General features: G+C 70.8%; 20 protein-coding genes. 8 read left to right on the top strand and 12 right to left on the bottom strand.

Going from position 1 to position 24,544, the window contains the following annotated elements; translation table 11 throughout:
- Window positions 1-3: 3 nt before the first annotated feature.
- The 4 genes from ABT304_RS18330 to ABT304_RS18315 all read right to left on the bottom strand — a co-directional run bounded on the left by ABT304_RS18330 (window position 4) and on the right by ABT304_RS18315 (window position 6,250).
- Complete coding sequence (locus tag ABT304_RS18330; RefSeq protein ID WP_350717296.1) at window positions 4-2,226, bottom strand: MBL fold metallo-hydrolase; 2,223 nt, start codon at window positions 2,224-2,226, stop codon at window positions 4-6.
- Window positions 2,227-3,016: 790 nt separating this feature from the next.
- A complete protein-coding gene (locus tag ABT304_RS18325; RefSeq protein WP_350717294.1) occupies window positions 3,017-4,291 on the bottom strand; it encodes an HNH endonuclease signature motif containing protein in 1,275 nt (424 codons plus the stop codon).
- A 485-nt stretch (window positions 4,292-4,776) separates the two neighbouring features.
- Window positions 4,777-5,160 carry a DoxX family protein gene (locus ABT304_RS18320; protein WP_350717292.1) on the bottom strand — a complete coding sequence of 128 codons (384 nt, stop codon included), beginning with the start codon at window positions 5,158-5,160 and terminating at the stop codon, window positions 4,777-4,779.
- A 22-nt stretch (window positions 5,161-5,182) separates the two neighbouring features.
- Window positions 5,183-6,250, bottom strand: coding sequence for an Lrp/AsnC family transcriptional regulator (locus ABT304_RS18315; protein ID WP_350717290.1), 1,068 nt, complete (start codon window positions 6,248-6,250; stop codon window positions 5,183-5,185).
- Between the two features lie 135 nt (window positions 6,251-6,385).
- On the opposite strand from ABT304_RS18315, the gene ABT304_RS18310 reads away from it, so the two are divergent.
- Window positions 6,386-7,570, top strand: a complete 1,185-nt coding sequence (locus ABT304_RS18310; RefSeq protein WP_350717289.1) for a dipeptidase — start codon at window positions 6,386-6,388, stop codon at window positions 7,568-7,570.
- Between the two features lie 7 nt (window positions 7,571-7,577).
- Here ABT304_RS18310 and ABT304_RS18305 read toward each other — a convergent pair whose 3' ends face one another.
- On the bottom strand, window positions 7,578-8,471 hold the full coding sequence (locus ABT304_RS18305) for a MerR family transcriptional regulator (protein WP_350717288.1): 894 nt from the start codon (window positions 8,469-8,471) through the stop codon (window positions 7,578-7,580).
- An 8-nt stretch (window positions 8,472-8,479) separates the two neighbouring features.
- Complete coding sequence (locus tag ABT304_RS18300) at window positions 8,480-8,917, bottom strand: SRPBCC family protein (protein WP_350717287.1); 438 nt, start codon at window positions 8,915-8,917, stop codon at window positions 8,480-8,482.
- Window positions 8,918-9,019: 102 nt separating this feature from the next.
- Here ABT304_RS18300 and ABT304_RS18295 point away from each other — a divergent pair, with 102 nt between their 5' ends.
- Genes ABT304_RS18295 through ABT304_RS18270 form a run of 6 tightly spaced genes read left to right on the top strand, consistent with a single transcriptional unit; the run spans window position 9,020 to window position 15,995 of the window.
- Window positions 9,020-10,291 carry an NAD(P)/FAD-dependent oxidoreductase gene (locus tag ABT304_RS18295; protein WP_350717286.1) on the top strand — a complete coding sequence of 424 codons (1,272 nt, stop codon included), beginning with the start codon at window positions 9,020-9,022 and terminating at the stop codon, window positions 10,289-10,291.
- The gene (locus ABT304_RS18290) at window positions 10,288-11,043 is read left to right on the top strand and encodes a DUF1365 domain-containing protein (RefSeq protein WP_350717285.1); all 756 of its coding nucleotides are present in this window, start codon (window positions 10,288-10,290) and stop codon (window positions 11,041-11,043) included. The genes ABT304_RS18295 and ABT304_RS18290 overlap by 4 nt, the downstream gene beginning before the upstream one ends.
- Window positions 11,040-12,308, top strand: a complete 1,269-nt coding sequence (locus ABT304_RS18285; protein ID WP_350717283.1) for a class I SAM-dependent methyltransferase — start codon at window positions 11,040-11,042, stop codon at window positions 12,306-12,308. Before ABT304_RS18290 ends, ABT304_RS18285 begins: the two co-directional genes overlap by 4 nt.
- On the top strand, window positions 12,305-13,654 hold the full coding sequence (locus ABT304_RS18280) for a cryptochrome/photolyase family protein (RefSeq protein WP_350717281.1): 1,350 nt from the start codon (window positions 12,305-12,307) through the stop codon (window positions 13,652-13,654). The genes ABT304_RS18285 and ABT304_RS18280 overlap by 4 nt, the downstream gene beginning before the upstream one ends.
- A complete protein-coding gene (locus tag ABT304_RS18275; RefSeq protein WP_350717279.1) occupies window positions 13,651-14,997 on the top strand; it encodes a TIGR01777 family oxidoreductase in 1,347 nt (448 codons plus the stop codon). Before ABT304_RS18280 ends, ABT304_RS18275 begins: the two co-directional genes overlap by 4 nt.
- Window positions 14,994-15,995: an SDR family NAD(P)-dependent oxidoreductase gene (locus ABT304_RS18270; RefSeq protein ID WP_350717278.1), complete on the top strand. Its 1,002-nt coding sequence runs from the start codon at window positions 14,994-14,996 to the stop codon at window positions 15,993-15,995. The genes ABT304_RS18275 and ABT304_RS18270 overlap by 4 nt, the downstream gene beginning before the upstream one ends.
- Before the next feature lie 107 nt (window positions 15,996-16,102).
- Here the strand turns inward: ABT304_RS18270 and ABT304_RS18265 are convergent, their stop codons facing one another.
- Both ABT304_RS18265 and ABT304_RS18260 read right to left on the bottom strand, forming a co-directional pair.
- Window positions 16,103-17,143 (bottom strand): isopenicillin N synthase family dioxygenase, encoded by a 1,041-nt coding sequence (locus ABT304_RS18265; protein WP_350717277.1) that lies wholly within the window; start codon window positions 17,141-17,143, stop codon window positions 16,103-16,105.
- Between the two features lie 123 nt (window positions 17,144-17,266).
- On the bottom strand, window positions 17,267-17,974 hold the full coding sequence (locus ABT304_RS18260) for a dienelactone hydrolase family protein (protein WP_350717275.1): 708 nt from the start codon (window positions 17,972-17,974) through the stop codon (window positions 17,267-17,269).
- 99 nt (window positions 17,975-18,073) lie between these two features.
- Between ABT304_RS18260 and ABT304_RS18255 the strand changes: the two genes are divergently transcribed.
- Window positions 18,074-20,587: a BTAD domain-containing putative transcriptional regulator gene (locus ABT304_RS18255; RefSeq protein ID WP_350717273.1), complete on the top strand. Its 2,514-nt coding sequence runs from the start codon at window positions 18,074-18,076 to the stop codon at window positions 20,585-20,587.
- Between the two features lie 701 nt (window positions 20,588-21,288).
- Here ABT304_RS18255 and catC read toward each other — a convergent pair.
- The 4 genes from catC to ABT304_RS18235 are packed head-to-tail and all read right to left on the bottom strand — an operon-like array spanning window position 21,289 to window position 24,490.
- Entirely contained in the window at window positions 21,289-21,567 is a 279-nt protein-coding gene (catC, locus tag ABT304_RS18250; RefSeq protein WP_008361945.1) for a muconolactone Delta-isomerase, read from the bottom strand.
- On the bottom strand, window positions 21,567-22,442 hold the full coding sequence (gene catA, locus ABT304_RS18245; RefSeq protein ID WP_350717272.1) for a catechol 1,2-dioxygenase: 876 nt from the start codon (window positions 22,440-22,442) through the stop codon (window positions 21,567-21,569). The genes catC and catA overlap by 1 nt, the downstream gene beginning before the upstream one ends.
- Before the next feature lie 36 nt (window positions 22,443-22,478).
- Complete coding sequence (locus ABT304_RS18240) at window positions 22,479-23,582, bottom strand: mandelate racemase/muconate lactonizing enzyme family protein (protein ID WP_350717270.1); 1,104 nt, start codon at window positions 23,580-23,582, stop codon at window positions 22,479-22,481.
- The gene (locus tag ABT304_RS18235) at window positions 23,579-24,490 is read right to left on the bottom strand and encodes a LysR substrate-binding domain-containing protein (protein ID WP_350717268.1); all 912 of its coding nucleotides are present in this window, start codon (window positions 24,488-24,490) and stop codon (window positions 23,579-23,581) included. The genes ABT304_RS18240 and ABT304_RS18235 overlap by 4 nt, the downstream gene beginning before the upstream one ends.
- Window positions 24,491-24,544 lie beyond the last annotated feature (54 nt).

Genomic DNA, 24,544 nt, shown 5'->3' with positions numbered 1-24,544 from the left:
TCGTCAGTCGGCGTCGAAGACGGGGGTGCCGTCGGTGGGGACGACGATGGCGCTGGCCGGGGTCAGGTCGACCCGGTAGGTGCCACCGGCGCTGACCGTGGCACGCACGGCCTCGGCCTCCGCGCGGCTGCCGAGGCGCTGCGTACGCAGGATCTCGGTGACCTCGGGCCGGATCGACTCGACGGGGCCGACGCCGGGGAGGAAGCCACCGTAGGAGTCGAGGACGTCGAGTTCGAACTGGACATACCAGCCGTCGGGGTCGTGCACGAAGCTGTCGATCTTGATGTTGATGCCGTCGGCCAGGAGTGGGATCAGCGGGTTGCGGTTGAGTGCGCGGTCGTAGCCGTGCTGCACCTGGCCGCCGTCGACCAGCCGGACGCGTACGTCCTGGGCGCCGTTCTCGCGGCCGGGCTTGAACGGACCGTAGGTCTCGATGCTCTGGTAGCCGGGCTGGGTGTCGGCGATGGCGTTGGTGGCGGTGGCGTACCTCTTCTCGAGGTAGTTCACCCACTCACCGGGGACCATCGCGTCGAGCATCGTGAGCTGGCGGTCGCTGTTGGCCGGGTCGTTGTTGTAGGCCTTGAGGGCCTGGTAGATCTCGACGAGCGGGAACTGGTTGGCGTGCTGGCCGGTGACGTAGTCGGGCGCGACCCGCTGCTGGAGCCAGGCGAGGTTGTAGGGGAATCCGAGCCGCTGCCAGCCGTTCGTCGGGGTCACCGTCTTGGAGCTCCAGCCGTAGCCGCCCATGTAGCCGAACGTCAGGCGCTTGCCGTCGCGAGGGTTCTCGACCTCGAACACGAACGAGGCCGACCCGGGAGTGTGCCCGGGCGACCACATCGGCATCAGGCGTACGTTGCCGAAGTCCATCCACTCGTCGTAGACGAGGAAGTCGCTGCGCTCCCGGATCAGGGTCTCGCTCGCGGGCAGCGCCGGTGGGAGGTTCCAGGTGTTGCCGACGGCGTCCTGGCCGAGTCCGACGATGTCCTCGCGCGGGGAGTGGAGCCGGACGCTGCCTCCGGCGTTCTCGATCATCGTCACCAGCTCAACCGTGGAGCCGTAGTGGTCGCCATGGCCGTGGGCCATGATGATGTCGTCGATATCGCGCGGGTCGAAGCCCATGGCTTCGATGTTCTTCCAGTACTGGTAGCCGCTGTTGGGCCAACCGGTGTCGAGCAGGACGAGCCGGTTGTCGCGCGCGCTCCGGGTGCCCATGTCGGTTTTGAACAGGTAGCAGGAGACCTCGTTGTCGCCGACGAAGTAGAAGGTGTCGGGCACGATCTCGAAGGGTTCGGTGCTGCGGGTGTAGGGCGCAGCGGTGACGCCCGTCGCGACGATGTCGACGTAGCGCTGCCCCGAGACCGGGTCGACGCCCTTGTCGGTGAGCAGGTCACTCTGTGTGGGTACGTCCCACACCGGCTTGCCGTCGGAGACGTCCTGCGGCGTGAAGTAGAAGATCTGGCGCACCCGGGCGTCGTCGGCGTCGCGGAAGTCGCGGTCGAAGACGACGAACGCGGCCTGGCGTTCGGTCGTGCTGTAGGCGTAGTCCTTCGTCACCGGCACCGCGGCGAACGTCGAGGACCTCGAGATGGCCCAGTTGGCCGTGTCGACGCGGTAGACCTCGACATCGGCCGCGACCCGGTAGGTCTCCTCGTAGCGCTTGCTCGGCTTGGGGAGCGGGCGGCCGCCGATGTCCTCGGTCACCTTCCGTCCGTCGCCGATCGTGATCGTGCGGCCGCTCTTGGCGTAGACCCAACCGGCGGCGACCATCGCCCCCGGGCTGCCGTCGCGAGGCGCCAGCTCCGGGCCGTACTTCTGCGTCGAGAAGACGGGCCTGGTCGACTTCGTCAGCACCGTGTGGAACGGCTGGGTCTGGTCGTCGTCGACCACGACCTCGCCGCGCTTGACCACGAAGTCGACGAGCGCGCCCGGCGCGAGACCGGCCGCGATCTGTTCGGCTGCGCTGGGACGTACGCGCTGGGTCACCGCCAGCCGGGGGCCGCCCTCTGCCAGCACCGGCACCTCGACGACCGCCTGGGTGCCCTGGTCGACGACCTTCGCGTCGCCGATGACGAACCCGACCGCGACCCCGTTGCGCTCGAGCCGCCGCTCCGGGACCGAGGCGTGCGCTGCCTGCTGGATCCCCGCTCCGCTCGCTGCCAGTGCCCCGCCACCGGCCACCGTCGCGCCGACCTTGAAGAGTGAACGACGATCGAACTCCATGCCCATGCCATTGCCTCTCGCGAATGTCCTCCCTGGAGGGAGGCCGCTGGATTGGCAGCCTAGGAACGGCTCCGAACACGCGTCCAAGCCCGTTTCGGACTGACGTGATGCGCCTTCGGTATGACGACAGTCACACCGGGTCTGCGTGGTCTCGCGCCGTGATCGAGCTTCGTCGGTCTTGGTTTGGTCTTGGTTCACCGCGCTGGAGGTGGCCGTGGTTTCGTTTCTGGGGTTCGCCGCCGACCCTTGGTTCGATTGTTTCTCGATCGCGTACCGCGTCAAGGACGGGCTTCGCCCGCCGGCTTCGCCGGTCGCCTGCGGCGATCCTTGACCCGGTGCGCGATCGAGAAAGATTTGGCCTGTATCGGGTCGGCGGCGAGAGTTTGGCGCAGCGGATTCAGTTGGGTGCGGGCTTGGGGCCGTGGGCTGGCCATGCGCGGGAGTCCCGGTGCCTCGTGGGTGCCTACGGCAGTGGGCGTGATCTTGTGAATCGTTCACAAGGTTGCCGTCGGCTCTGGCGGGCGGGTTCGGACAAGGCGGGTGATCAGTTCCCCACTGATTCGGAGAGTTCCCCACGGGCATGGAGGTTCCCCAGTCTCCGGAGCGTGGGGAACCTTCACTGGAGTGGGGAAGCGTCCCTACGAGTGGGGAGACGGCGCGCGTGGAGTCGAGACAGCCGACCGGAACACTCGTCGGGCACCAGAACGGGCGGCTTCGGCAAGAGCTGAAACCGGTCGGCGGTTGGAGTCGTCGGGCCGAGGGCAGGGCCCGGTGGTGTGATTCCTCGCCTGCCCGGTCAGGGGCGGCGGGTGAATCGGATGGTGCCGTCGGGTAGTCGCTCATGAACGTACGCCGCATTGTGGGCGAGGCGGTGATGATGCGGGCACAACAACGCCCCGTCCTTCAGGTCTGTCCTCCCACCGGCGCCCCACGGGTCGAGGTGGTGGGCGTCGCACCATTCCGGTGGCATGTCGCAGCCTTCGGCTTGGCAGCACTTGTGCTGGAGCCGCATCGCTTTGCGTTGGATCGGTTGGAAGAACCTGCTGCCCCGGCCGGCGTCGAGGACCTCACTGTCACCGCCCAGGACCCAGGGGATGATGGTGGCGGTGCACGCCAACTTGCGGGCCTCGGCCGCCGAGATGGTGGTGCCGTTGGTCTCGTCATAGCCCAGGGTGGCGATCCCGAAGTCCTTGCGGAGTTCCTCGAGGCTGATCACCACGTTGACCACGGTGGCGTCGCCACCGTGACGGGGCAGGGCGGCCGGGTCGACGGTCTCAAGCAGCCGGGCGAAGCCCTGTCCCATCAGCCGTTCCCACGGCGGCAAGGACGCACCCTTGGCAACGAACTGTTGCTTGCGGGGCTGGGCCCAGGCCTCGACCAGCCGCTTGAACCGCATCCCCACCGAAGTCGGCAGCACCCCGTCGAACCCGACTGTGCCGTCGTGGTTGTCCCACACCCGCAGCGCGGTCTTCCGCTGAGCCCGTTCCTCCTCAGCCAACAGGGCTTGGGCTTCGGCGTCGTCGAACCGGGCCGGGTCGATCTCGGCCAGGATCCGTCGTCCGACGATGCGGAGCTCGTGGGCGGTCAGACGGGTGGCGTAGTCAACCAGAAGCTTCTCCGCGAGGACCAGGTCCTCGGCACTGGCGACCGGGTCGGCCTCGATCTTGTCGAGGGCCTGGGTGATCACTCGTGCTTTGTCCTGGGACACCACACCCTCGGCCAGGCCGTCGGCCACGAGGTCGTACTTGGTCACCGCGGCCGCGAGCTTCACCTGCGAGCGAGCCACAGCCTTGTCGACCAGGAGTTCGGTCCGCATCCACCCGGAGGCGTCTTTCGCGCCGGTCTCCTCGGCGATGTCACCGGCCGTGGCGAGCACTCGCAGTTTCAGTGCCGCTTGTTGGGCTTGGAGTTTCTCCAGCCGCTCGAGGAGGTCCTTCTTCTGTCCGGTGCGCCAGTAGGCGGGATCGGTCGACAGGAGGTTGTGGAGGGCGGTTTCGATGGCGGCCAGGGCAGCGTCGATCGCATCGCCGGGGTTGGTTCCCCAGTGGTCGATCGGACGCCCGAGACTCATCGCTGCCCTCTCCCTCGGAGGTGTGCTGTGATGGGTCTGATTCTACCCTTCGCACTCCTGTCTGACCACCTATTTTCGCTGATCAGAGACCATTTTCGCGGCGAGCGAACGGCCTAGCATCTGTGGATGGTAAGTGGCCCGAAGGGCCACCCCTTCCACCCCATAACCTCTCCCGTCCCGAGCAAGATTGCGCTGCGCCACACCCGGGCCGCCGCCCCGATAACCAGCCAAATATTTTCTCGACGGGCCCCGGTGTCAAGGACCGCGAAGCGGCCGGCGAAGCCGGCGGCCGAAGGCCGTCCTTGACTCCGGGGTTCGTCGAGAACACCCTCGAAAACGGGTCGGCGGCCCACCCAACCCTCGAGCGAAACGTCCCGGCAGGGAGAGCTCTCGGCACCCCCAACCAGCAAAGCCACCGTGTTGGTCTCGACACGCTCGCTGGCGCTCGCGGCTCGACCAGCGGTGGAGTCGACTCGACGAGCTGGTCAGGCAGCGAACGGCGTGGTGCCGAAGCGGCCGACGACGATGAAGAGGGCCAGGACGAGGTAGACCACGTTGACCGCGACCAGCTTGGCCTGGCCGAGACGGCCGTGGGTGATCATCGCGCCGATCATCAGGGCGACCCAGCAGGCGGCGGTGACGGGCACCATGACGGGCGCGATGCCGAGCACGGCGGGAAGGACGAGCCCGATCGCAGCCAGGATCTCGAGTACGCCGAGGGTCCGGACGAAGGTGGGGCTGGTGCCGCGGGTCCAGGCGGCGCCGTCGTGCTGGGACAGCGTCTCCAGCGGCACGAAGGTCTTGGTGAGGCCGCCCGCCAGGGCGACGAGGGCGAGCAGGCCGGCGGTGATCCAAAGGGCGATGTGCATGTCTGACTCCTGATCTGTGGGTTCACCCCTGGAGACGAGACGGCTCCTCGCCGTGTGACGTACGGTCGGTGCTCGCCGGGTAGGGCACCAGCGTGCCGGTGGAGCGGCCGACATCGTCGAGCCTCCAGCCGAGGCGCTTGATCTGGCGCAGGACGATCGCGGACTCGACCACCTCGAGCGGTGCGAGGTCGCGCTGGAGATGCTCGTGGAGAAGCATCGCGCTCTCGACCGAGCGCGTCCAGGTGCTGATCAGCAGGTTCGTCGGCCCGGGCAGGCCGACGACCTGTCGTACGCCGGGCGTGGCCCGTAGGCGCGTGACGCACCCGGCGACGTCGCCGACCGGCACCCGGCACCAGGTCTGGACGACGATGGGCAGCGGGGTCAGGCCCTGGGCGACCTCGCAGCGGAAGGTGAGCGCGTCGGAGGCGAGCAGCTGGCCGAGCTGGCGGCGGGTCGTCGACAACGGCCGGCCGGTCTGGCGGGCGATGTCGGCCGCGGTGCTGCGACCGTTCCGGATCAGCGCCTGGGTGAGGGCGGCGTACGGCTCGGTCCAGGGGTTGATCGGAGCAGACGCGGCGCCACCTGTGTCGCGCTGGTCCGGGATCCGGGCCACCGCCCGGGCGTGGTCGTGATCGAGCCCGCCGATGCGCCAGTTGCTCGCGTCGACATGCAGCCGGGCGACATGGTGGGCGCGTACGCCCAGGACCCCCGGCAGGGCGGACAGGTCGTCGAGCAGCAGCTTCGGCATGTCGCCGGCGTCGAGGCCGACGGCCGTCACGATCAGCCCGTAGTCGCGGGCCGCCTCCTCGATGGTGATGATCGTCGGCCACGCGGCCAGCTCCTGGGCGAGGGCACCGGACCGACCGCCGACGCAGGAGATCTCGGCGATGGCGAGGTTCGTCCCGTCGATTCCCCGGGGCCGCGGATGGCCCATGACCCAGGCGCTGCCGTCGGCGCGCAGCCTCTCCCAGCGGCGGCTCAGGGTCGTCGGTGAGGTGCCGAGCGCGGCGGCGAGGTCGGTCCAGGACGCGCGCGGCCTGATCTGGAGTGCGTGGATGAGCGAAATGTCGTCCTCATCCAGCGTCGCCATGGTCACATCCTGTCCGATCGCCCCGGCAGGCGAGCGATTCGGTCCAATTCACCCGTCGTCGGCGTACCCGCCGCGATACTCGTCCCCGCCGTGAGCTCGGCCGTTCCGAGCCTGCCCGAGAGGACCCCGAGAAACATGATCCGACGCTGGACGAAGCGTGTGCTGCTGGCCGTACTCACCCTTCTTGTCGTCGGAGGTGGCGGCTTCTTCGTGCTGGCCCCCGGGATCGTGGAGAACGCCCAGAACAAGATCCGCCCGGCCAGCCTGCCGGAGGTGACGCCCGAGACACGACAGCTGCACGACTCCCTGCAGGTCATCGACATGCACAGCGACACTCTGATGTGGGACCGCGACGTCCTGGAGCACTCGGACCGGGGCCACCTGGACCTGCATCGGATGGAGGACGGCAACGTCGCGCTGCAGGTGTTCTCGTCGGTCTCGAAGTCGCCGCAGGGGCAGAACTACGACAGCAACACCGGGGACAGCGACAACATCACGCTGTTGACCTTCGCCCAGCTCCAGCCGCCCCGTACCTGGACGTCGCTGCTCGACCGCTCTCTCTACCACGCCCAGAAGCTCGACAAGGCGGCGGCGGACTCCGACGGCAAGCTGCGACTGATCCGCTCCCGTGCGGACCTCGACGGCCTGATCGCCGACCGTGAGGCAGGGAAGCAGGTCACCGGTGCGCTCTTCTCGGTCGAGGGCCTCCAGAACCTCGAGGGAGACTTCGACAACCTCGACACGCTCTACGACGCCGGCATGCGGATGGCCGGGTTCACGCACTTCTTCGACAACGAGGTGGCGGGCTCCATGCATGGGGTCGAGAAGGGCGGCCTCACCGATCTCGGCCGCCGCGTGTTCGCCGAGATGGAGCGCCGCGGCATCGTCGTCGACATCGCACACGCCAGTCACGCAGCGGTCGCCGAGATGCTCGCGATGGCCACCAAGCCGGTGGTGCTCAGCCACGGCGGCGTCCAGGCGACCTGCGACGTCAACCGCAACCTGACCGACGAGGAGGTACGCGGGGTCGCCGCGACCGGCGGCGTCGTCGGTGTCGGCTACTGGGACGCCGCAGTGTGCGACCTGACCGTCGAGGCCGTTGTCGACGCCATCGACCATGTCGTCGAGGTCGGAGGCATCGAGACGGCGGCACTCGGCAGCGACTACGACGGCGCCACCACCGTCGGCTGGGACGCCGGTGACCTCGCCGCCATCACCCAGGAGCTCATCGACCGGGGCTATGACGAGACCGAGGTGGCGGCGATCATGGGCGGCAACACGCTGCGCGTGCTCCGCGCCACCCTGCCCGACCAGGTGTGATGTCCAGTCAGCGCTGCGTCTGCGAGATCAGGGCCGCGAGGGTCTTCGCGCCGGCCACGATGTCATGACCCAGGCGTACGGCGGGTTCGGGAGCGTGGCTCTGCTGGGCTCCGCCGACGGCCACGACGAGATCGGGGCGGTGGTCGTGCAGGGCGGTGATCACCGCCGCGGTGGCGATGATGTCGGCGGTGGTGGGGATCACGAGCACCGCGGCGGCAAGGTCGGGATCGTCGACCACGCCGAGCCAATCCTCGACCGGCAGGTCGGCACCCAGGTAGTCGGTGTCCATCCCGTGCCGTCGGGCGGCGACGGCGAAGGCGAAGAGACCGATCTCGTGGCGGGCGTTGGATGCCGTCCCGAGGGCGATGCGGGGCCCGTGGCCGTGGGCGGCCGCCGCCTCGTACGCGAGGGCGAGGCGGCGCATCACCGCGTTCGACGCCAGGTGTTCGCCGGCGATGCTGACCCGGCCGTCGGCCCAGGCGTCCCCGAGCTCCTCCAGAGCCGGGAAGACGTGGTCGGTCATCACCGTCTCGAAGCCACCGAGGGCGAACACCTGGTCCAGGGTCGCAGCCAGGTCGGTGGTGTCGAGTGCCGACGCGGCGGTCGTGAGTCGCTCTACGAGGTCGGAAGAGGAGCTGGCCCCGTCGCCCGGCGCCGCCGCGATCTCGTGAGCGGGCTGCGCGCGATCGAGCCGGATCGCCTCGGCCGCGGCCAGGGCGGCCGACCATCCCTGGTCCACGAGCTGCTTCATCGAGCGCAGCACGGCGACGTCGTGGTCGCCGTAGAGGCGGTAGCCGCTCTCGGACCGGTGGGGAGCGATCACGCCGTACCGGCGCTCCCAGGCACGAAGCGTCGCGGTGGTGATGCCGACCCGCTGTGCCGCGTGCTTGATGGTGTACATCTGCGCGGCTACCGGCCCAGTCGGTCCAGGGTCGCGCGCATCTGCTCGGAGGCGGAGTCACCCAGGCGGGTGAATGCGGGGGTCAGCAGTGGGGCCACCATCCTGGCCATGCCTTTCAGCTCGAACTCGGCCACGTAACGCACAGAGGTTCCGCCCGTGGCTGTCGGGACGAAGGTCATCGTGTCATGTGCCACGACCGTCTTGTTCTCGCCTCGTAGCGTGACGCGCTTCCCGGGTTCGTAGACCTCCACCACGTAGGTGAGATCGGTGTTGCGCCCGAGGAAGCGAGAGGTGTTCGCGTACGCCGTCCCGACCCCGCCGTCGCCGGAGATCCGGTCGGTGCGCACGGTGCCCGGATCCCACTCCTCGGTGTTGGTGAAGTCGGCCAGGAAGTCGAACACCTGGGCGGTCGGTGCGGAGGTCTCCACGGTGCGATCGATCTTCATGTCGTGCCCCTTTCAAACCTTTGACATACCTTGTACAAACATTGTACGTTCGATCTTCGAAACTAGCCAGCGGCCATGCCGTTGCCGGACGAGGGAGTTCTCATGAGCCGAGCGGCCCACACACCGCGGCCAACGGTTGCCGTGATCGGTGGCGGCGTCTCCGGGCTGACCGCGGCGTACCTCCTCGGTCGCAGCCATGACGTCACGCTCTTCGAGGCCGAGCGGAGGCTCGGTGGCCATGCGCACACCCACGACGTCCCGACCACGTCGGGAGCAGTCCTCCGGGTCGACAGCGGCTTCATCGTGATGAACGAGCGCACCTATCCGAACCTGCTCCGGCTCTTCGGAGAGCTCGGTGTCAAGACCCGGCCGACCGAGATGAGCATGAGCATCGACTGCGACGACTGCGGGCTGTCGTACGCCGGCGGCAAGGGGCTGGGTGGCATCCTGGCCGACCCGCGTCGCCTCGGTGATCCGCGTTTCCTCCGCATGCTCGCGCAGGTGCCGCGGTTCCACCGTCGCGCCCGCCGTCTGCTCCAGACCGACAGCGACCTGACGTGGGGAGAGTTCCTCGCCGAGGGCGGTTTCAGCGACTACTTCGTCCAGCACTTCGCCGTGCCACTGGTCTCGTGCGTCTGGTCGTGCGGTGACGAGGACGCCGCCGCCTACCCGGCGCGGCACCTGTTCGCCTTTCTCGACCACCACGGGATGCTCCAGGTCACCGGGTCGCCCATATGGCGCACGGTCGTGGGCGGCTCCCGTGCCTATGTGGACAAGATCGCCGAGCGGGTGGGCGAGATCCGTGTCGGCGAAGCGGTGACCGCCGTGGAGCGGCACGCCGACGGGGTCGAGGTGCGCACCGAGGCCGGGTCCCGGCACTTCGATCGCGTGGTCCTGGCGACCCACGCCGACCAGGCCCTGCGGCTCCTGGCCGATGCGACCCCGGAGGAGAAGGCGGACCTGGCCGCGATCGGATACTCGCGGAACGAGACCTGGCTGCACCGCGACGCCACCCTGCTGCCTGCCTCGCCCCGCGCCCGGGCGTCGTGGAACTATCGCCTCGCCTCGTGCGGCGGTGGCGCCGACAAGGTGGTCGTCAGCTACTGGATGAACCGTCTCCAGGGTCTCGAGGACCACGACGAGCACGTGGTGACGCTCAACGCCACCGAGCACGTCGACCCGGCCAAGGTCACCGCACGGATGAGCTACGAGCACCCGGTCTTCACCACCGAGGCGGTCGCGGCAGCGGCCCGGCTGCGTACGTCCGGAGGACCTCGCCTGGCCTTCGCCGGCGCCCACCTCGGCTGGGGCTTCCACGAGGACGGCTGTCGCTCGGGCGTGGAGGCGGCCGAGTCGTTCGGGGTGACGTGGTGATCCCGTCGCCGGCCTTTCCCGAGGTGCCCGCGCTGGTCGTCGGTCATGTCAGCCACACCAGAGCGGTGCCGTTGCGGCATGCGTTCCGTCACCGCAGCTACCAGTGGCTCATCGACATCGACGACCTGCCTCGACTGCCGCTCTGGCTGCGTCCGCTGGCCGGGTTCCGGGCAGAGGACCATCTCGACGGGGGCTCGTCGGGAGGCGGTGTCCGTGGCGACCTCGGTGTGTTCCTCGCCGGCCACGGCGTCGACCTCGCGCCGACCGACCGGGTGCTGATGCTGGCGAACGCCCGCGTCCTGGGCCATGTCTTCGACCCCCTCACCGTCTTCTGGGTGCAGTCGGACGACGGTGTGCTGCGCGCGGTCGTCTTCGAGGTGCACAACACCTACGGCGGCCGTCACGCCTACCTGCTCGACGTCGATCGAAACGGGCACGCCCGCACCGACAAGGCCTTCTACGTCTCGCCGTTCAACGACATGACCGGGACCTATGACGTCCGGCTCCAGGTCGACCCGCGACACGTCTCGGTGACCGTCGGCCTCGACCGCGACGGCGCCCGCGTGCTGACCGCGACCACCCGCGGGACCGCGGAGCCCGCGACACGTCGTGCGCTGCTGCGAGTCAGCCTCACCCACCTGCTGATGCCTCACCGGGTCAGCGCGCTCATCCGGTTCCACGGGATCCGGTTGTGGCTGCGCAGGTTGCCCATCATCCCTCGTCCAGCCACTCCCAAGGAGGTCACATCATGAGTGCAGAGCCGGTCTCGCTCGAGCTGCCGGTGCAGAGGGAGCCCGCGGCCGCCGCGAGCCTACGAGGCCGTGTCGCCAAGCAGATTCTGCGTCTGGTGACCCGGCAGATCCCGGTCGACGTCATGCTCCCGGACGGCAGCCTGCTCAATCAGCGAGGCGGGTCGCGTACGACCGGGCGGCCGGGCATCCTCCTGGAGCGCCCGGAGTCGTTCTACCGACGACTCACCGAGAACCCGAAGATCGGCCTCGGTGAGGCCTACACCGCCGGGGACTGGCACGCGGCCGAGGGCACCGACCTCGCGGACGCGCTGACGCCGTACGCCGAACGCCTCTCCGGGCTGCTCCCGGGCTGGATGCTGCGGCTGCGCCGCCTCGTCGACCTGCCGATCCCCGCCGACCAGCGCGGCGCCGTGGAGCACACCCGGGAGAACATCTCGGCCCACTACGACCTGGGGAACGACATGTTCGCCGCGTTCCTCGACCCGAGCCTCAGCTACAGCTCGGCGCTGTTCGACCGCAGCCGTCCGGTCGCCGATCAGGACCTGGAAGAGGCACAGCTGCGCAAGGTCAACGCGGCCCTCGACCTGGCCGGCGTCGGCGCCGGAGACGACGTGCTGGAGATCGGTACGGGATGGGGGACCCTCGCGATCGAGGCGGCACGTCGTGGGGCCCGGGTCACCACCATCACGCTGTCCGTCGAGCAGGCGGACCTGGCCAGGGAGCGGATCGAGGCAGCGGGGTACGCCGACCGGGTCGAGGTCGTGGTGCAGGACTACCGACACGTCACCGGCACCTTCGACGCCGTGGTCAGCATCGAGATGATCGAGGCGGTCGGGGAGCGCTACTGGCCCGACTACTTCGCCGCCCTGTCCCGTCTGGTACGTCCCGGCGGCGCCGTGGCCCTGCAGGCGATCCTGATGCCGCACCAGCGCTACCTGGCGACCCGGAACTCCTACGGGTGGATCCAGAAGCACATCTTCCCGGGAGGCCTGATCCCGTCCGCCACGGCGATCTCCGCCCAGGCCGACCGGGTCGGCCTGAGCGTGACCCGCGCCGACAGGTTCGGTGCCGACTATGCCGAGACGCTCCGCCGCTGGCGCTCCGCCTTCCTGGCCTCGTGGCCCGCGATCCGGTCCGAGGAGTTCGACGAGGAGTTCCGTCGCACCTGGGAGTTCTATCTGGCCTACTGCGAGGCGGGCTTCCGGGCCGGAGCCATCGACGTCGCCCAGATCCGGCTGGAGGCCGGGGAACGGGACCACCCATGACCACATCCGTGATGTGGTTCCGGCGGGACCTGCGGCTGGGAGACCATCCCGCCCTGCAGGCCGCGGCCGCCGACGGGCCCGTGGTGCCGCTGTTCGTGCTCGACCCGCGCCTGGCCGGCTCCGGGCGGAGGTGGGAGCGGCTGCTGGCCTCGCTCACCGCGCTGCGCGAGGAGACGGACGGGGCCCTGGTGATCCGCCAGGGCGACCCGGCCGAGGTGGTGGCCCAGGTCGCCGCCGAGGCCGGGGCGACCCAGGTGCACATCTCGACCGAGACGACCCCGTACGGCCGGCGACGCGACGAGGCCGCGGAGCAGCGGCTGGCGGATGCCGGCATCGGGCTGGTCGGCACCGGCAGCCCGTACGCCGTGACCCCGGGCAGGATTCGGAACGCCAGCGGTGCGCCCTACCGCGTCTTCACGCCCTTCCTGCGTGCCTGGCGCGAGCACGGGTGGAGGGCGCCCGCCGGTGACGCTCAGGTCGAGTGGATGACGAAGCTCGAGTCGGACCCGCTGCCGGACCACCCCGAGCATCTGGACCAGGAGGCCGGCGAGCGTGTGGCGCTGCACCGCTGGGAGGACTTCTGCGCCGAGGACCTGGCCGGCTACGCCTCGGCCCGGGACCGGCCCGACCTCGACCGGACCAGCCGCGTCTCGACGGCCCTGAAGCTCGGCGAGATCCATCCGCGTACGCTCCTCGCCGATCTGGATCAGCACGGCAGTGGCGCCTCCGGAGAGGACGTCGAGCGGTTCGTCGCGGAGCTGGCCTGGCGCGAGTTCTACGCCGACGTGCTCTGGCACGATCCCGGATCGGCCTGGCGTGACCTGCGGGACGGTCTGCGAGGCATGCAGTACGACGACGACCCCGAGCTGCTGGAGGCCTGGAAGTCGGGCCGGACCGGCTTCCCGTTCGTCGATGCCGGCATGCGTCAGCTGCTCGCCGAGGGCTGGATGCACAACCGGGTGCGGATGGTCGTCGCGAGCTTCCTGATCAAGGATCTGCACATCTGGTGGCCGGCCGGCGCCCGGCACTTCCTCGACCACCTCCTCGACGGCGACCTGGCCTCCAACAGCCACGGCTGGCAGTGGGTGGCCGGGACCGGAACCGACGCCGCGCCGTACTTCCGGGTCTTCAACCCGATCACTCAGGGTCTCCGGTTCGACCCGCAGGGTGACTACGTCCGGCGCTGGGTGCCTGAGCTTCGCCACCTTCCGGGGGCCGCCGCCCACGAGCCGTGGCGCCACTCGGAGGGCTTTACCAACGGCTACCCTGAACGCGTCGTCGACCATGCCGAGGAGCGTCGCGAGGCGCTGGCCCGGCTGGCAGAGCTGAAGGACTCCACCTCATGACTTTGTTGCGTACGACGACCCACGAGTTCCGCCACACGGTGCCGGACGCGGCCGACGTCGTCTTCGACTGGCACGGCCGACCCGGCGCGTTCCAGCGCCTGGTGCCCCCGTGGCAGCCCGTCCGGATCGGCGAGGAGGCGCAGGACCTCGCCGGAGGCACGGCGGTGCTCGAGTTCCCGGCCGGCCGGCGATGGGTGGCCCAGCACCTGCCCGAGGAGTACGTGGCAGGCCAGCGCTTCGCCGACCGCCTGGTCTCGCGTCCGTTCGTGGTGCCGGTGTCGTGGCACCATCGCCACGACTTCGAGAGCGTCGGCGAGGGCACGACCGTGATCGACAGGGTCACGACGACACTGCCGAAGCGGCTGCTCGAGCCGATGTTCGCCTACCGGCGGCGTCAGCTCGCCGACGACCTGGCGGCTCACCGCTCAGCGGCCGGCACCCCTCGGCTCACCGTGGCGGTCACCGGCGCATCCGGCCTGGTGGGGAGCGCGGTAGCGGCGTTCCTGACGACCGGCGGGCACACCGTGGTCCGCCTGGTGCGCCACCGGCCGACGGCTCCGGACGAGCGTGCCTGGGACCCCGATGACCCCGACCCGGCCTCGCTGGCCGGAGTGGACGCCGTCATCCATCTGGCCGGGCACAGCATCGCCGGCCGCTTCACGGACAGGCACAAGGAGAAGATCCGCGGCTCGCGCATCGGGCCCACCCGTCTGCTCGCCCGGGCCAGTGCGGAGGCCGGCGTGGGTGTCTTCGTCTGCGCGTCCGCGATCGGGATCTACGGAGCCGACCGCGGCGAGGAGGTCCTCACCGAGGACTCCACCACCGGGGACGACTTCCTCGCTCACGTCGTCCGCGACTGGGAGGAGGCGGCCCTGGCCTCGGTCGACGCGGGGATGCGGGTCGTCCTGGTGCGCACCGGGATCGTGCAGAGCCCGCGCGGGGGAGCCCTGCGCCTGCAGCGGCCCCTGTTCGCCACCGGTCTCGGCGGCCCGATGGGGTCGGGGGAGCAGTGGCAGTCGTGGATCGCGATCGACGATCTCGTCGACATCTACCACCGGGCTCTGGTGGACCCCGGCCTCGCCGGACCGGTGAACGCCGTCGCGCCCGCGCCGCTGCGCCAGCGTGCCTACGCCGCCGCCCTGGGCCGAGCCCTGCACCGCCCGGCGATCCTGCCGACACCGTCGTTCGGTCCCCGTCTGCTCCTGGGCGGCGAGGGAGCGCAGGAGGTGGCCTTCGCCAACCAGCGGGTGGTCCCGCAACGACTCCTCACGCTCGACCACCGCTTCCGGTTCGACGAGGCCGAGCAGGCGCTGCGACATGTTCTCGGGAGCGTACGCACATGAAGCACGCCGCAGCATCTGACCAGGGTCTCGACCGCCTGCTCGACCGCACGGTCGTGCTGGGCTACTCCCGCCTCGGCTACGCGATCCGCCGCCGTCGCTGGGCCGAGGGCGACCCGCGTCCGGACGTGCTGGCCGGGCGGACCGCGGTGGTCACCGGCGGCGGCAGCGGTCTCGGCGAGGCCACGGTGCTGGGCCTGGCCCGGCTCGGTGCCCGCGTCCACCTCCTCGTGCGCTCACCCGAACGCGCCGGGCCCGCGGTCGAGAGGATCGAGCGGATCCTCCGCGACGAGGGGCGGGCCGCCGAGCTCCGGACGGAGCGCTGCGACGTCTCCGATCCGGCGATGATCGACGCGTTCGCCGCGGAATTCTGCGCGCGCGACGGCGGCCGCACCGCGCTCGACGTACTCGTGCACAACGCGGGAGTCATGCCGCCCGAGCGGACCGAGTCGGTCGAGGGGCACGAGCTGTCCGTCGCCACCCATGTGCTCGGCCCGATCCGGCTGACCGAGCGGCTGCTCCCGGCCCTGCGCCGCTCGGCGCGCGGCGCCAGGCAGGTCTTCGTCGCCTCGGGCGGGATGTACACCCAGCCCCTTCCCGTCGACGACCCGGAGTTCGAGCAAGGCACCTACCAGGGCGCCGTGGCCTACGCGAGGTCCAAGCGCATGCAGGTGGAGCTGGCACCGATCCTCGACCGGCGGTGGTCACCGGACCGGATCTCCACCTTCGTCATGCACCCCGGCTGGGCGGACACACCGGGCCTCTCCCGATCGCTCCCCGCCTTCCGTACGTTGACCCGACCGCTGCTGCGCCCGGCCGAGGAGGGCGCGGACACGGCGGTATGGCTCGCAGCCACCGAGCCCGCCCCGCCGTCCGGCACCTTCTGGCACGACCGTCGCCAGCGACCGACGAGCTATCGGTCGGCGACCCGTCCGGGTCGCGGAGAGACCGAGGCGCTGTGGAGATGGGCGGCGGCTGCCGCCGGCCTGGAGAGGCCTTAGCTCCGATGTCATCCGCACCGTGGTGGTGCCGGCGGTCTTCGCCCTGGTCGGCGACAAGATCTGGTGGCCCGCCTCGATCGCCCGCCGGCGCTCCAAGGAACCGCTGGTCAGCGACCCGCGGTGAGCACGCGGGCCGCCTCCCGGCCGGCGGCGGCGTTGAGGATGCCGGCACGGGAGCCCGCGAGCTTGGCGGCGATGTGCTCGTCGACGGTGACGTCACGGTAGAGGCGGGGATGCTCCTCGTCGACGAACCCCGGCAGCGGGCCGATGACCGCATGGGCGTCGCCGTCGAAGAAGTACGCAGCCGACCGGCGTCGCTGGATGGTGCCGTCGACGATCGGCGGCTTGACCCGATGCAGGGTCGAGAGCCACTGCTCGTTGGTCAGCCGGGTGGTGAGGTCGCCGAGGTTGATCAGCAGCGCCCCCTCGGCCGGGCTGACGTCGTGCCACTCGCCGCCGTGCAGGACCTGGAGACCCTTGACCCGGTCGGCCCACAGGATCGTGACGATGCCGTAGTCGGTGTGCTCGCCCATCCCGATCATGTCCTCGTCGACCTCGACCCGGGTGCCTTCCGGGAGGGCGTAGTTGTTCAGCCGCAGGACCTCGATCGGGTGGGCCGCGAGGCTCGCGATGGCGCCGCACTCCAGGTCGAGCGCGTCCTCGAAGATGGTGACCATGGTGCGCGCGACCCGGGCGGACTCGGCGCGCCAGGCGTCGATGCGCGCCCGGAAGTCCGGCACCGACGGCCAGGTGTTCTCGGCGTAGTGCGCCGCGACGAGATCGGCGTCCGGGTGGTCGGAGACCGACGAGCCGACATTGAAGGCCTCGAAGAAGTCCTTCATCCGCGTCTCGGACTGGACGCCGGCGCTGAGCGCGAGCGTCTCCGACTTGGGTGGGGTGTAGCCGCGGTTCTCGGCGGCCGGTCGGCGCCACCGGATCTTCTCCGCCGGCGGCAGGGCGAAGAAGTCGTCCATGGCCGCGGCGAGGCCGGCGGCCGCGGCCGGAGCGACGCCGTGACCGAGGATCTGGATGAAGCCGACCTCACGGCAGGCGGCGTCGATGGCGGCCGCGACGGCCGCCTTCTCCTGGGGCGTTCCGCCCTGGACGTACGCGGCGATGTCGACGACGGGAACGTGGAAGTTACTCACGGATGTTCTCCTTGCTCGGAGCAGACAGGTGGTCGTGCCCGGAGGTGTCCGCTTTCCCGGCCAGGAGGCCTTGCTGTCCGTTGAACTCGGGCGCCACCACAGTAGAACGCCGAGGTTTCCGCGCTATTTCGGGGCGAGATGCTCGCCGAAGAAGGCGAGGATGCGCCGCCAGGCGTCCTCCGCCTCGGGCTCGGAGTAGTTGTAGCCGACCACCCGTTCCAGGGCGGGAACGGGGCGGGGAAAGCCCCAGTCGTTCATGAAGCTGTGCCCGACATCCGGGTACTCCTTGACATCGCGCGGCACGTCGCCCGCGGCGAGCGCCGCCTCGACCTTGTCCGCCGCGCCGGGCAGCATGCGGTCCTTGGCGCCGTAGCTCGCCACCATCGGGCACGAGGAGCTCAGCGTGGACAGGCTCCTCGGCAGCACTCCGTAGTTGGGTGCGGCCGCGTCGAAGATGCCGCGCGGGGCCAGCAGCAGGGTGAAGCCGCCGCCCATGCAGAAGCCGACGACGCCGACCTTGCCGGTGCAGCGTGGGTCGTCGGCGAGATGGTCGCGAGCGGCGATCAGATCGTCGACCGCGGTGCCCTTGCCTGTCACCAGCGACTTCATCGTGCTGACGACGCACCCGACCTTCGGGCCTCGCTCGTAGAGCGACGGCGTCAGCGCCAGGTAGCCGTTGGCGGCGAACCGGTCACTGATCCGCCTGACGTCCGAGGCCACGCCGAAGAGGTCCTGCACGACGACGACGCCGGGCCAGGGCCCAGCACCCTCGGGAACCGAAAGATAGCCACGCGTCGGACCCGCGGGAGCGGCATAGTCGATCATCGACATCTCATCACCTCGCCGCGATCCTCGCAGGTACGACGATCCTGCACGCCGGACCACGCCTGACCCGATAGGATTTCGTGGTGATTCGCCAGGCTCGGGCTCTTGACGGAGGCCGGGGTGCGCCATGAGGGCATGTTCGGTCCCAGGCTCCGCCGGCTCCGTGAGTCGCGTTCGTTGACCCAGGGCGCGCTGGCGCGTGCCGCGGGGGTCAGCGTCGCCTCGATCCGCGACCTCGAGCAGGGCAGGACGAGGCGGCCGAGGGCGGCCTCGCTGCGCGCCCTCGCCGAGGCGCTGGACCTGAGCGCCGAGGAGACGGCCCGGCTCGCCGAGGCCATCACGCCCGCCCGCGAGGCCGACGGCGCGGCGGTGCGCATCGCCGTCCTCGGCCCGACCGTCGTGGTCCACGACGGAGTGCCGGTCGAGATCGCCGATCAGGTCGGACTGCTGCTCCGGCGGCTGGCCCTGGAGCCGGGGGAGAAGGTCGGGCGCGACGAGCTGCTCGACCTGCTGTGGCCCGAGCTCACCTCGGCCGAGTCGGGCAGGCGGCTGGCCCAGCTGGTCCGGCGCCTGCGCGCCCTCGTCGGCCCGGTCGCGGTCACCCAGGACGGCAGTGGCCTCCGCCTCGACGCCTCGGCCGACGAGCTCGACCTGGTCCGCTTCCGTGAGCTGACCGGGACCGACGAGATGGCCCCGCTCACCGAGGCCGTCGGCCTGTGGCGCGGGCGTCCCGACAGGTTCGACCAGGCACCCTGGCTGTCGGGCACCATCGAGGACGAGTACGTCGCGGTCGTGCTCAGATGGACGACCCTCGGCGTTGCCGAGGGCCGGGCCATCGACGCGCTCCCGGTCGTGGGCGAGCTCGCCCGGCTGCGGCCCCTGGACGAGCCGTTGTGGGCGGCGTACGTGAAGGTGCTGGCAGCGGCCGGACGGCAGGCCGAGGCGCTCGCCGCCTATGACACGGTCCGGTCCGTCCTGGCCGAGGAGCTCGGGCTGGACCCGAGCCCGGTCCTCGAGGACGTCCGCCAAGGGACGCTGGAAGGGCGTTGGCACACCCGGCGACCGACGCTGGTCGAGGGTGCGCGCCGGCGGGACGTACCTCGGGAGGTGCCGGCGGCGCCGGCGCTGATCGGGCGTGACGCCGAGCTCGAGATGCTGGCGGCGGGGCTCGGCGAGGGCGGCGGTGGCGCGGTGCTGGTCACCGGGCCGGCGGGCTCCGGGAAGAGCGCGCTGGCGCTGACCGCCGCGGCCCGACTGAGCGGCGACTTCCCCGATGGCCAGCTCTACGCCGACCTCCACGGCGTCTCGGGCGATGCGGTCGACCCCGGCACGGTGCTGCGGCGCTTCCTGCGCTCGCTCGGACTCTCCGGCCAGCAGATCCCGACCGACGCCGCCGACGCCGCGGCCCTGCTCCGCAGCGAGCTCTCCGACCGCCGGATGCTGATGGTGCTGGACAGTGTCGACAGCCCCGGCCAGGTGATCCCGCTGCTGCCCGGGCTCGGCGCCACCCGGACGATCCTCACCAGCCGCCACCGGCTGCCGGCCCTCGCGGGCACCATCGACCTGGGCCGCCAGATCCACCTCGGCGAGCTCAGCACCGACGCCTCCGTCCACCTCATCGGCGCGATCGTCGGGCATGAGCGGGTCGCCGCGGCGCCGCGGGCGAGCGAGTCGCTGGCGCTGGCGTGCGGCCGTCTTCCGCTGGCGCTCAGGATCGCCGCGGCCAGGCTGCTGAGCCGCCCGGAATGGTCGATCGAGACGTACGCCTCCCGGCTGAGCGAGAGCTCCCACCGGCTCGCCGAGCTGGCCGTCGGCGAGGTGAGCGTGGCGGCCAGCCTCGAGATCTCCTACGCCGCGATGCCCGCCGAAGCGCAGCGCGCGTTCCGGCTGTGCTCGCTGATCTCGGCCTACGACTTCGACCCCGCTCCGGCCTGCGCCGTCCTCGACCGCGACCCGAGCACCACGCTGCGGCTGCTCGAGGACCTGGTCGATGCCAACATGCTGCAGACTGCCGTCTCCGACGACGGCGTCGGGCGCTACCACTACCACGATCTGCTCCGGCTCCACGCCGGCGACCTGGCCGCCGTCGATCCCGAGCAGCCGCATGCGCAGGGCCGGCTCGCCGACTGGCTGCTGGACACCCACGGTCAGCGCCGCCGACACCGCCTACCCCGGCCGCCTGCGCGCGCTGGAGATCGAGCCGTCGCCGCAGAGCCGCTTCGACTCCGGCGACGACGCCCGCACCTGGCTCGACCGCGAGGCCCAGCTGCTGATCGCGTTCTCGAAGCAGGCGGCGACCGACCCGCTCCGGCGTCACTACGCCTGGAAGCTCGTCGACCAGGCCCGGATCCACTACCGCACCCGCCTCGACGTGACCACCTACCTCGAGCTCGTGACGGTCGGGGCCGAGGCCGCCATGCTGGAGGAGGAGGCGCGGGCCGAGGCCTTCCTGCGTACGCTGCGAGCCGATGTGCTCGGGGTCCTGGGGCGGATGGAGGAGGCCTGGGCGGAGTCGGACCGGGCCTGGAGCCTGCTCGACACGAGCGGGTGGCCGCAGGGGCTGGCGTTCGCGTCGATCGTCGACGGCCACCGCCACCGGGTCGCCGACTCCGGCCGTGAGGCGGAGGTCGCCTACACGCACGCGCTGAAGATCCTCGGCGACGTCGAGGGCACCGAGGGGCTGCGGTCCTGGGCCCATCAGGCCCTCGGCATCGCCTGCACCGAGCAGGGCCGCTTCGAGGAGGGCCGCCGTCACCATCTCCGGGCGGTCGAGCTGAGCGAGGTACAGGGCAGCGCTACCCCGCTCGAGCTCTCCACCCTGGCTGCGGCCGAGCGCGCTCTCGGTCTGCTCGACTCAGCCGGCGAACGGCTCGAGTCGGCGCTGGCGCAGGCCACCCGCAACCGGAGCCCGTTCGCCGAGGCCAACGCGCTCGAGGAGCTCAGCCTGCTCGCCCTGGTCCGTGGCGACCATGCCTCGGCGCTCGAACTCGCCGAGCGGGCCCACCTGACCGCGCGGGCCCACGGGGACGTACGTTTCGTCGCCTCGACCGCGTGCAGCTATGCCGCCGCCCTCGAGGCGACCGGGAACCACCGAGACGCCGCCGAGACGTACGAGTACGCGGTGCGGCTCAGCCACACCCACGTCGCCTCGTTCACCGAGACCCGGGCCCGGATCGGGCTGGCCCAGGCGCTCCACGCGGAGGGAGACACCGCGGCCGCCCGGGTCCACGCCCGCAGGGGCCGGCAGCTGGCCGCCGAGCACGGCTTCGCGCCGTTGCGGCGCGAAGCCGACCGGGTGCTCGGACAGCTCGAGTCCAGGTCTAGTCGACCTTGGAGGGGTGCTTGGCCAGCGGGGTGACCTGGACGTCCATGTAGGGGAACAGCGGCAGGCCGGAGAGGATCTGGTGGAGCTCGTCGTGGGACTCCACGTCGAAGACCGAGAAGTTGGCGTACTCCCCGGCGATCCGCCACAGGTGCGGCCACTTCCCGGCGCGCTGGAGCTCCTGGGCGTAGGCCTTCTCGCGGGCGATCGTGTCGTCGCGGACGTCCGGATCCAGGTCGTGCGGGATCCGGACGTCCATGCGTACGTGGTAGAGCATCAGCCGCGAACCGGGTCGAGTACGAAGCCGTAGTCGACGCTCACCGAGCCGTCCCCGTTGGCGACGGGCGCGAGCACGAGCTCGGGCTTGACCGCCGAGGCGATGTCGTCGTCGTTGTGCTCGTCACCGGGGAAGTAGAGCTGGGCGGTGAGCAGCTCGTGACCCGGAGCCGACACCTTGACGTGCAGGTGTGCGGGACGCCAGGCGTGCCAGCCGGCGGCGGCGATGAGCTTGCCGCAGGAACCGTCGGTCGGGATCTGGTAGGGCGCCGGCTGGATCGTGTGGATCTCGAAGGCGCCGTCGGACCCGACGGTGAAGCTGCCACGCAGGTTCCACTCCGGGATGCCGGGCGCGAACTGCGAGTAGAAGCCGTCGGCGTCGGCGTGCCAGAGCTCGACCTTGGCGCCGTCGAGCGGGGTGCCGTCGGTGGAGGTGATGGTGCCGGTCCAGGTCAGCGGGGTGCCGGCCTCGCCGTCGCGCATCGGGATGGTGCCGTTGGCGCCCTGCTCCGGGGCAGCGGGGACGTAGTAGGGGCCCTCGATGGTGCCCTTGTTGCCCTCGCGGTGCTCGGTGGCGACCTTCTCGATCTCGTGCTCGACCCAGACGTCGAGGAAGAGCGGCCACTCGCCGTCCTTGCCGACCTGGATCAGCCACGCCTTGAGCGCGTTGTACTCGTCGTAGCTGACCTTCTCCTCGCGGATCGTGTCGTAGACGGCGTTGAGCACGCGCTTGGCGAGCCGGTCGACGCGCTCCGGCGGGGTGTCCTTGACGGCGTCGAAGGGCGACTTGTCGGCGGCGAAACGCTCGGTGGCGGAGGCGCCCGAGGCGGCCGCGGTCGCGGCCTCGGCGGACTCGAGGGTCTGGTCGGTGGTCATGGGTGTGTCCTCTCGTGTTGCGGTGGGGTCAGGTGTTCAGTTGTCGGTGCGGTAGCGATCCAGCTTCTCCGGATCGATCTCGACCCCGAGGCCGGCACCAGGACGTACGGCGAGCTCGCCGTCGCGGATCTCGAGCGGCTCGGTGAGCAGGTCATCGGCCATGTCGAGGAAGTTGGAGAGCTCACCGGCCCGGCGGGAGGTGAGCCGGTGGGCGGCGCCGAAGGCGATCGAGCAGGCGCTGCCGAGCTGGCCGTCGATCTGGTTGCCCATCACGACCTCCAGGCCGAGGCCCTCGGCGAGATGGAGCACCTGCTGCGACCCGGTGAAGCCGGTGCGCGCGGTCTTGATGCTGATCGCGGTGGCCGAGCCGCCGAGCACCTCGCGGGTGACGTCGGCCGCGGTCGGCACGGACTCGTCGGCGATGAACGGCACGTCGATCTGGCTGACCAGCCAGCGCCGTCCGAGCACGTCGTCGGCGGGGTTGAGCTCCTCGGCGAAGAGCAGGTCCAGGTCGGCCATCTGCTTCATCGCGCGGGCGGACTCGGCCGCGGTCCAGCCGCGGTTGCCGTCGACGTACAGCTCGATCTCGGTGCCGAACCGCTCGCGCAGCGCCCGCACCACGGCGGTGTCGAGCTCGATGGGGGAGCGGCCGACCTTCACCTTGAACGTCGAGATCCCGTACGTCTCCCGCATCCGCTCCGCCTCGGCGACCATCGCCTCGGGCCCGTCGAAACCGAGCATGTGGGAGACCCGCATCCGGTCGGTGAAGGCGCCGAGCAGGTCGACGACCCGCAGATCCAGGGTCTTGCCGAGGGCGTCCCACATGGCCATGTCGACGGCGGCCTTCGCGGTCGGGTTGCCGACGGTGCGCTCCATCAGGACACGGGCGGTCTCGCGCTCGAGCAGGGTCAGCCCGGCGAGCTGCGGCGCGAAGAGCTGGTCGATGACGGCGATGATCCCGGCCTGCGTCTCGCCGTAGGTGAACGGCCGCGGCGGCGCCTCGGCGACACCCACGACCCCGTCGTCGGTGTGCACCCGGACGAGCACGTGCTGGGCGGTGTGGACCTCGCCGGAGGCGAAGCGCAGCGGCTTGCGGTAGGGGATGGCGAACGGGATCGCCTCGACCTTGGTGATCTTCATGATCGGGGAGCTTCCAGACGGGGTGCGGTGAACAGGTCGGCTGCCTCGAGGATCTCGATGACGGCGTCGACGACGGGGGTGTCGTCGTCGGTGCGGTAGGCGAGGGAGAGCTCGACGCTGCCCGCGTCGAGCAGGTCGCGGAAGACCACGCCCTCCAGCGGAAGGGCCCGGACCGAGGCCGGGAGGACCGCGACGCCGAGGCCCGCGGCGACCAGCGCCAGCAGGACCGCGGTGCTGGGTGCCTCGTGCTCGCGGCGCGGCACGAAGCCGGCCTCGCGACAGCTGCGCAGGACCGCCTCGTTGACCGCCGAGTCGCGGGCGCTGTAGGCCACGAACGGCTCGGTGCGCAGGTCGGCCAGGGCTACGACGGGCTCGACGGCGAGCCGGTGGTCGACGGGGATGGCGAGCGCGAGCGGCTCGACCTCGAGGGTGCGCAGGGTCAGTCCCTCGCCGGTGGCGGGCGGCCGCAGTACGCCGAGGTCGAGCGCCCCGCTCTGCAGCCGCTCGCACTGGGCCGGCGTGAGCAGGTCGGCGTGGATCTCGAGCGCCACCTCGGGCAGCTCGCGCTTGACCACCCGGGCGATGCCCGGCAGGTGCGAGAACGAGGCGGTGCCGGTCAGTCCCAGGCGGACCAGGCCGTGGCGGCCGGCCCCGATGCGGCGTACGCCTCGGACGCTGTCGTCGACGGCGGCCAGGACCCGCGCGGCCTCGGTGCGCAGGAACTCGCCGGCCGGCGTGAGGGAGACCTGCCGGGTCGTCCGGGTGAACAGGGTGACGTCGAGCTCGGACTCGAGCTGGCGGATCGCCTGGGAGAGCGCCGGCTGGGCGATGTGCAGCTGCGCCGCGGCCCGCCCGAAGTGGCAGGTCTCGGCGACCGCGGCGAAATACCGCAGGTGGCGTAGCTCCATGAAGCGCTCCTCACGAGGTGGTGATGACCGCCACACTAGGACCGCGATAGATAA

This window comes from Nocardioides sp. NPDC000445 (assembly GCF_040300245.1).
Lineage (GTDB): Bacteria > Actinomycetota > Actinomycetes > Propionibacteriales > Nocardioidaceae > Nocardioides.
This window is presented reverse-complemented; position numbering and strand designations above follow the sequence as displayed.

Coding starts and splice junctions, on each gene's coding strand:
- ABT304_RS18330 (WP_350717296.1), bottom strand. CDS start 2,226: ATGGGCATGGAGTTCGATCGTCGTTCACTCTTCAAGGTCGGCGCGACG.
- ABT304_RS18325 (WP_350717294.1), bottom strand. CDS start 4,291: ATGAGTCTCGGGCGTCCGATCGACCACTGGGGAACCAACCCCGGCGAT.
- ABT304_RS18320 (WP_350717292.1), bottom strand. CDS start 5,160: ATGCACATCGCCCTTTGGATCACCGCCGGCCTGCTCGCCCTCGTCGCC.
- ABT304_RS18315 (WP_350717290.1), bottom strand. CDS start 6,250: ATGGCGACGCTGGATGAGGACGACATTTCGCTCATCCACGCACTCCAG.
- ABT304_RS18310 (WP_350717289.1), top strand. CDS start 6,386: ATGATCCGACGCTGGACGAAGCGTGTGCTGCTGGCCGTACTCACCCTT.
- ABT304_RS18305 (WP_350717288.1), bottom strand. CDS start 8,471: ATGTACACCATCAAGCACGCGGCACAGCGGGTCGGCATCACCACCGCG.
- ABT304_RS18300 (WP_350717287.1), bottom strand. CDS start 8,917: ATGAAGATCGATCGCACCGTGGAGACCTCCGCACCGACCGCCCAGGTG.
- ABT304_RS18295 (WP_350717286.1), top strand. CDS start 9,020: ATGAGCCGAGCGGCCCACACACCGCGGCCAACGGTTGCCGTGATCGGT.
- ABT304_RS18285 (WP_350717283.1), top strand. CDS start 11,040: ATGAGTGCAGAGCCGGTCTCGCTCGAGCTGCCGGTGCAGAGGGAGCCC.
- ABT304_RS18280 (WP_350717281.1), top strand. CDS start 12,305: ATGACCACATCCGTGATGTGGTTCCGGCGGGACCTGCGGCTGGGAGAC.
- ABT304_RS18275 (WP_350717279.1), top strand. CDS start 13,651: ATGACTTTGTTGCGTACGACGACCCACGAGTTCCGCCACACGGTGCCG.
- ABT304_RS18270 (WP_350717278.1), top strand. CDS start 14,994: ATGAAGCACGCCGCAGCATCTGACCAGGGTCTCGACCGCCTGCTCGAC.
- ABT304_RS18260 (WP_350717275.1), bottom strand. CDS start 17,974: ATGTCGATGATCGACTATGCCGCTCCCGCGGGTCCGACGCGTGGCTAT.
- catC (WP_008361945.1), bottom strand. CDS start 21,567: ATGCTCTACCACGTACGCATGGACGTCCGGATCCCGCACGACCTGGAT.
- catA (WP_350717272.1), bottom strand. CDS start 22,442: ATGACCACCGACCAGACCCTCGAGTCCGCCGAGGCCGCGACCGCGGCC.
- ABT304_RS18240 (WP_350717270.1), bottom strand. CDS start 23,582: ATGAAGATCACCAAGGTCGAGGCGATCCCGTTCGCCATCCCCTACCGC.
- ABT304_RS18235 (WP_350717268.1), bottom strand. CDS start 24,490: ATGGAGCTACGCCACCTGCGGTATTTCGCCGCGGTCGCCGAGACCTGC.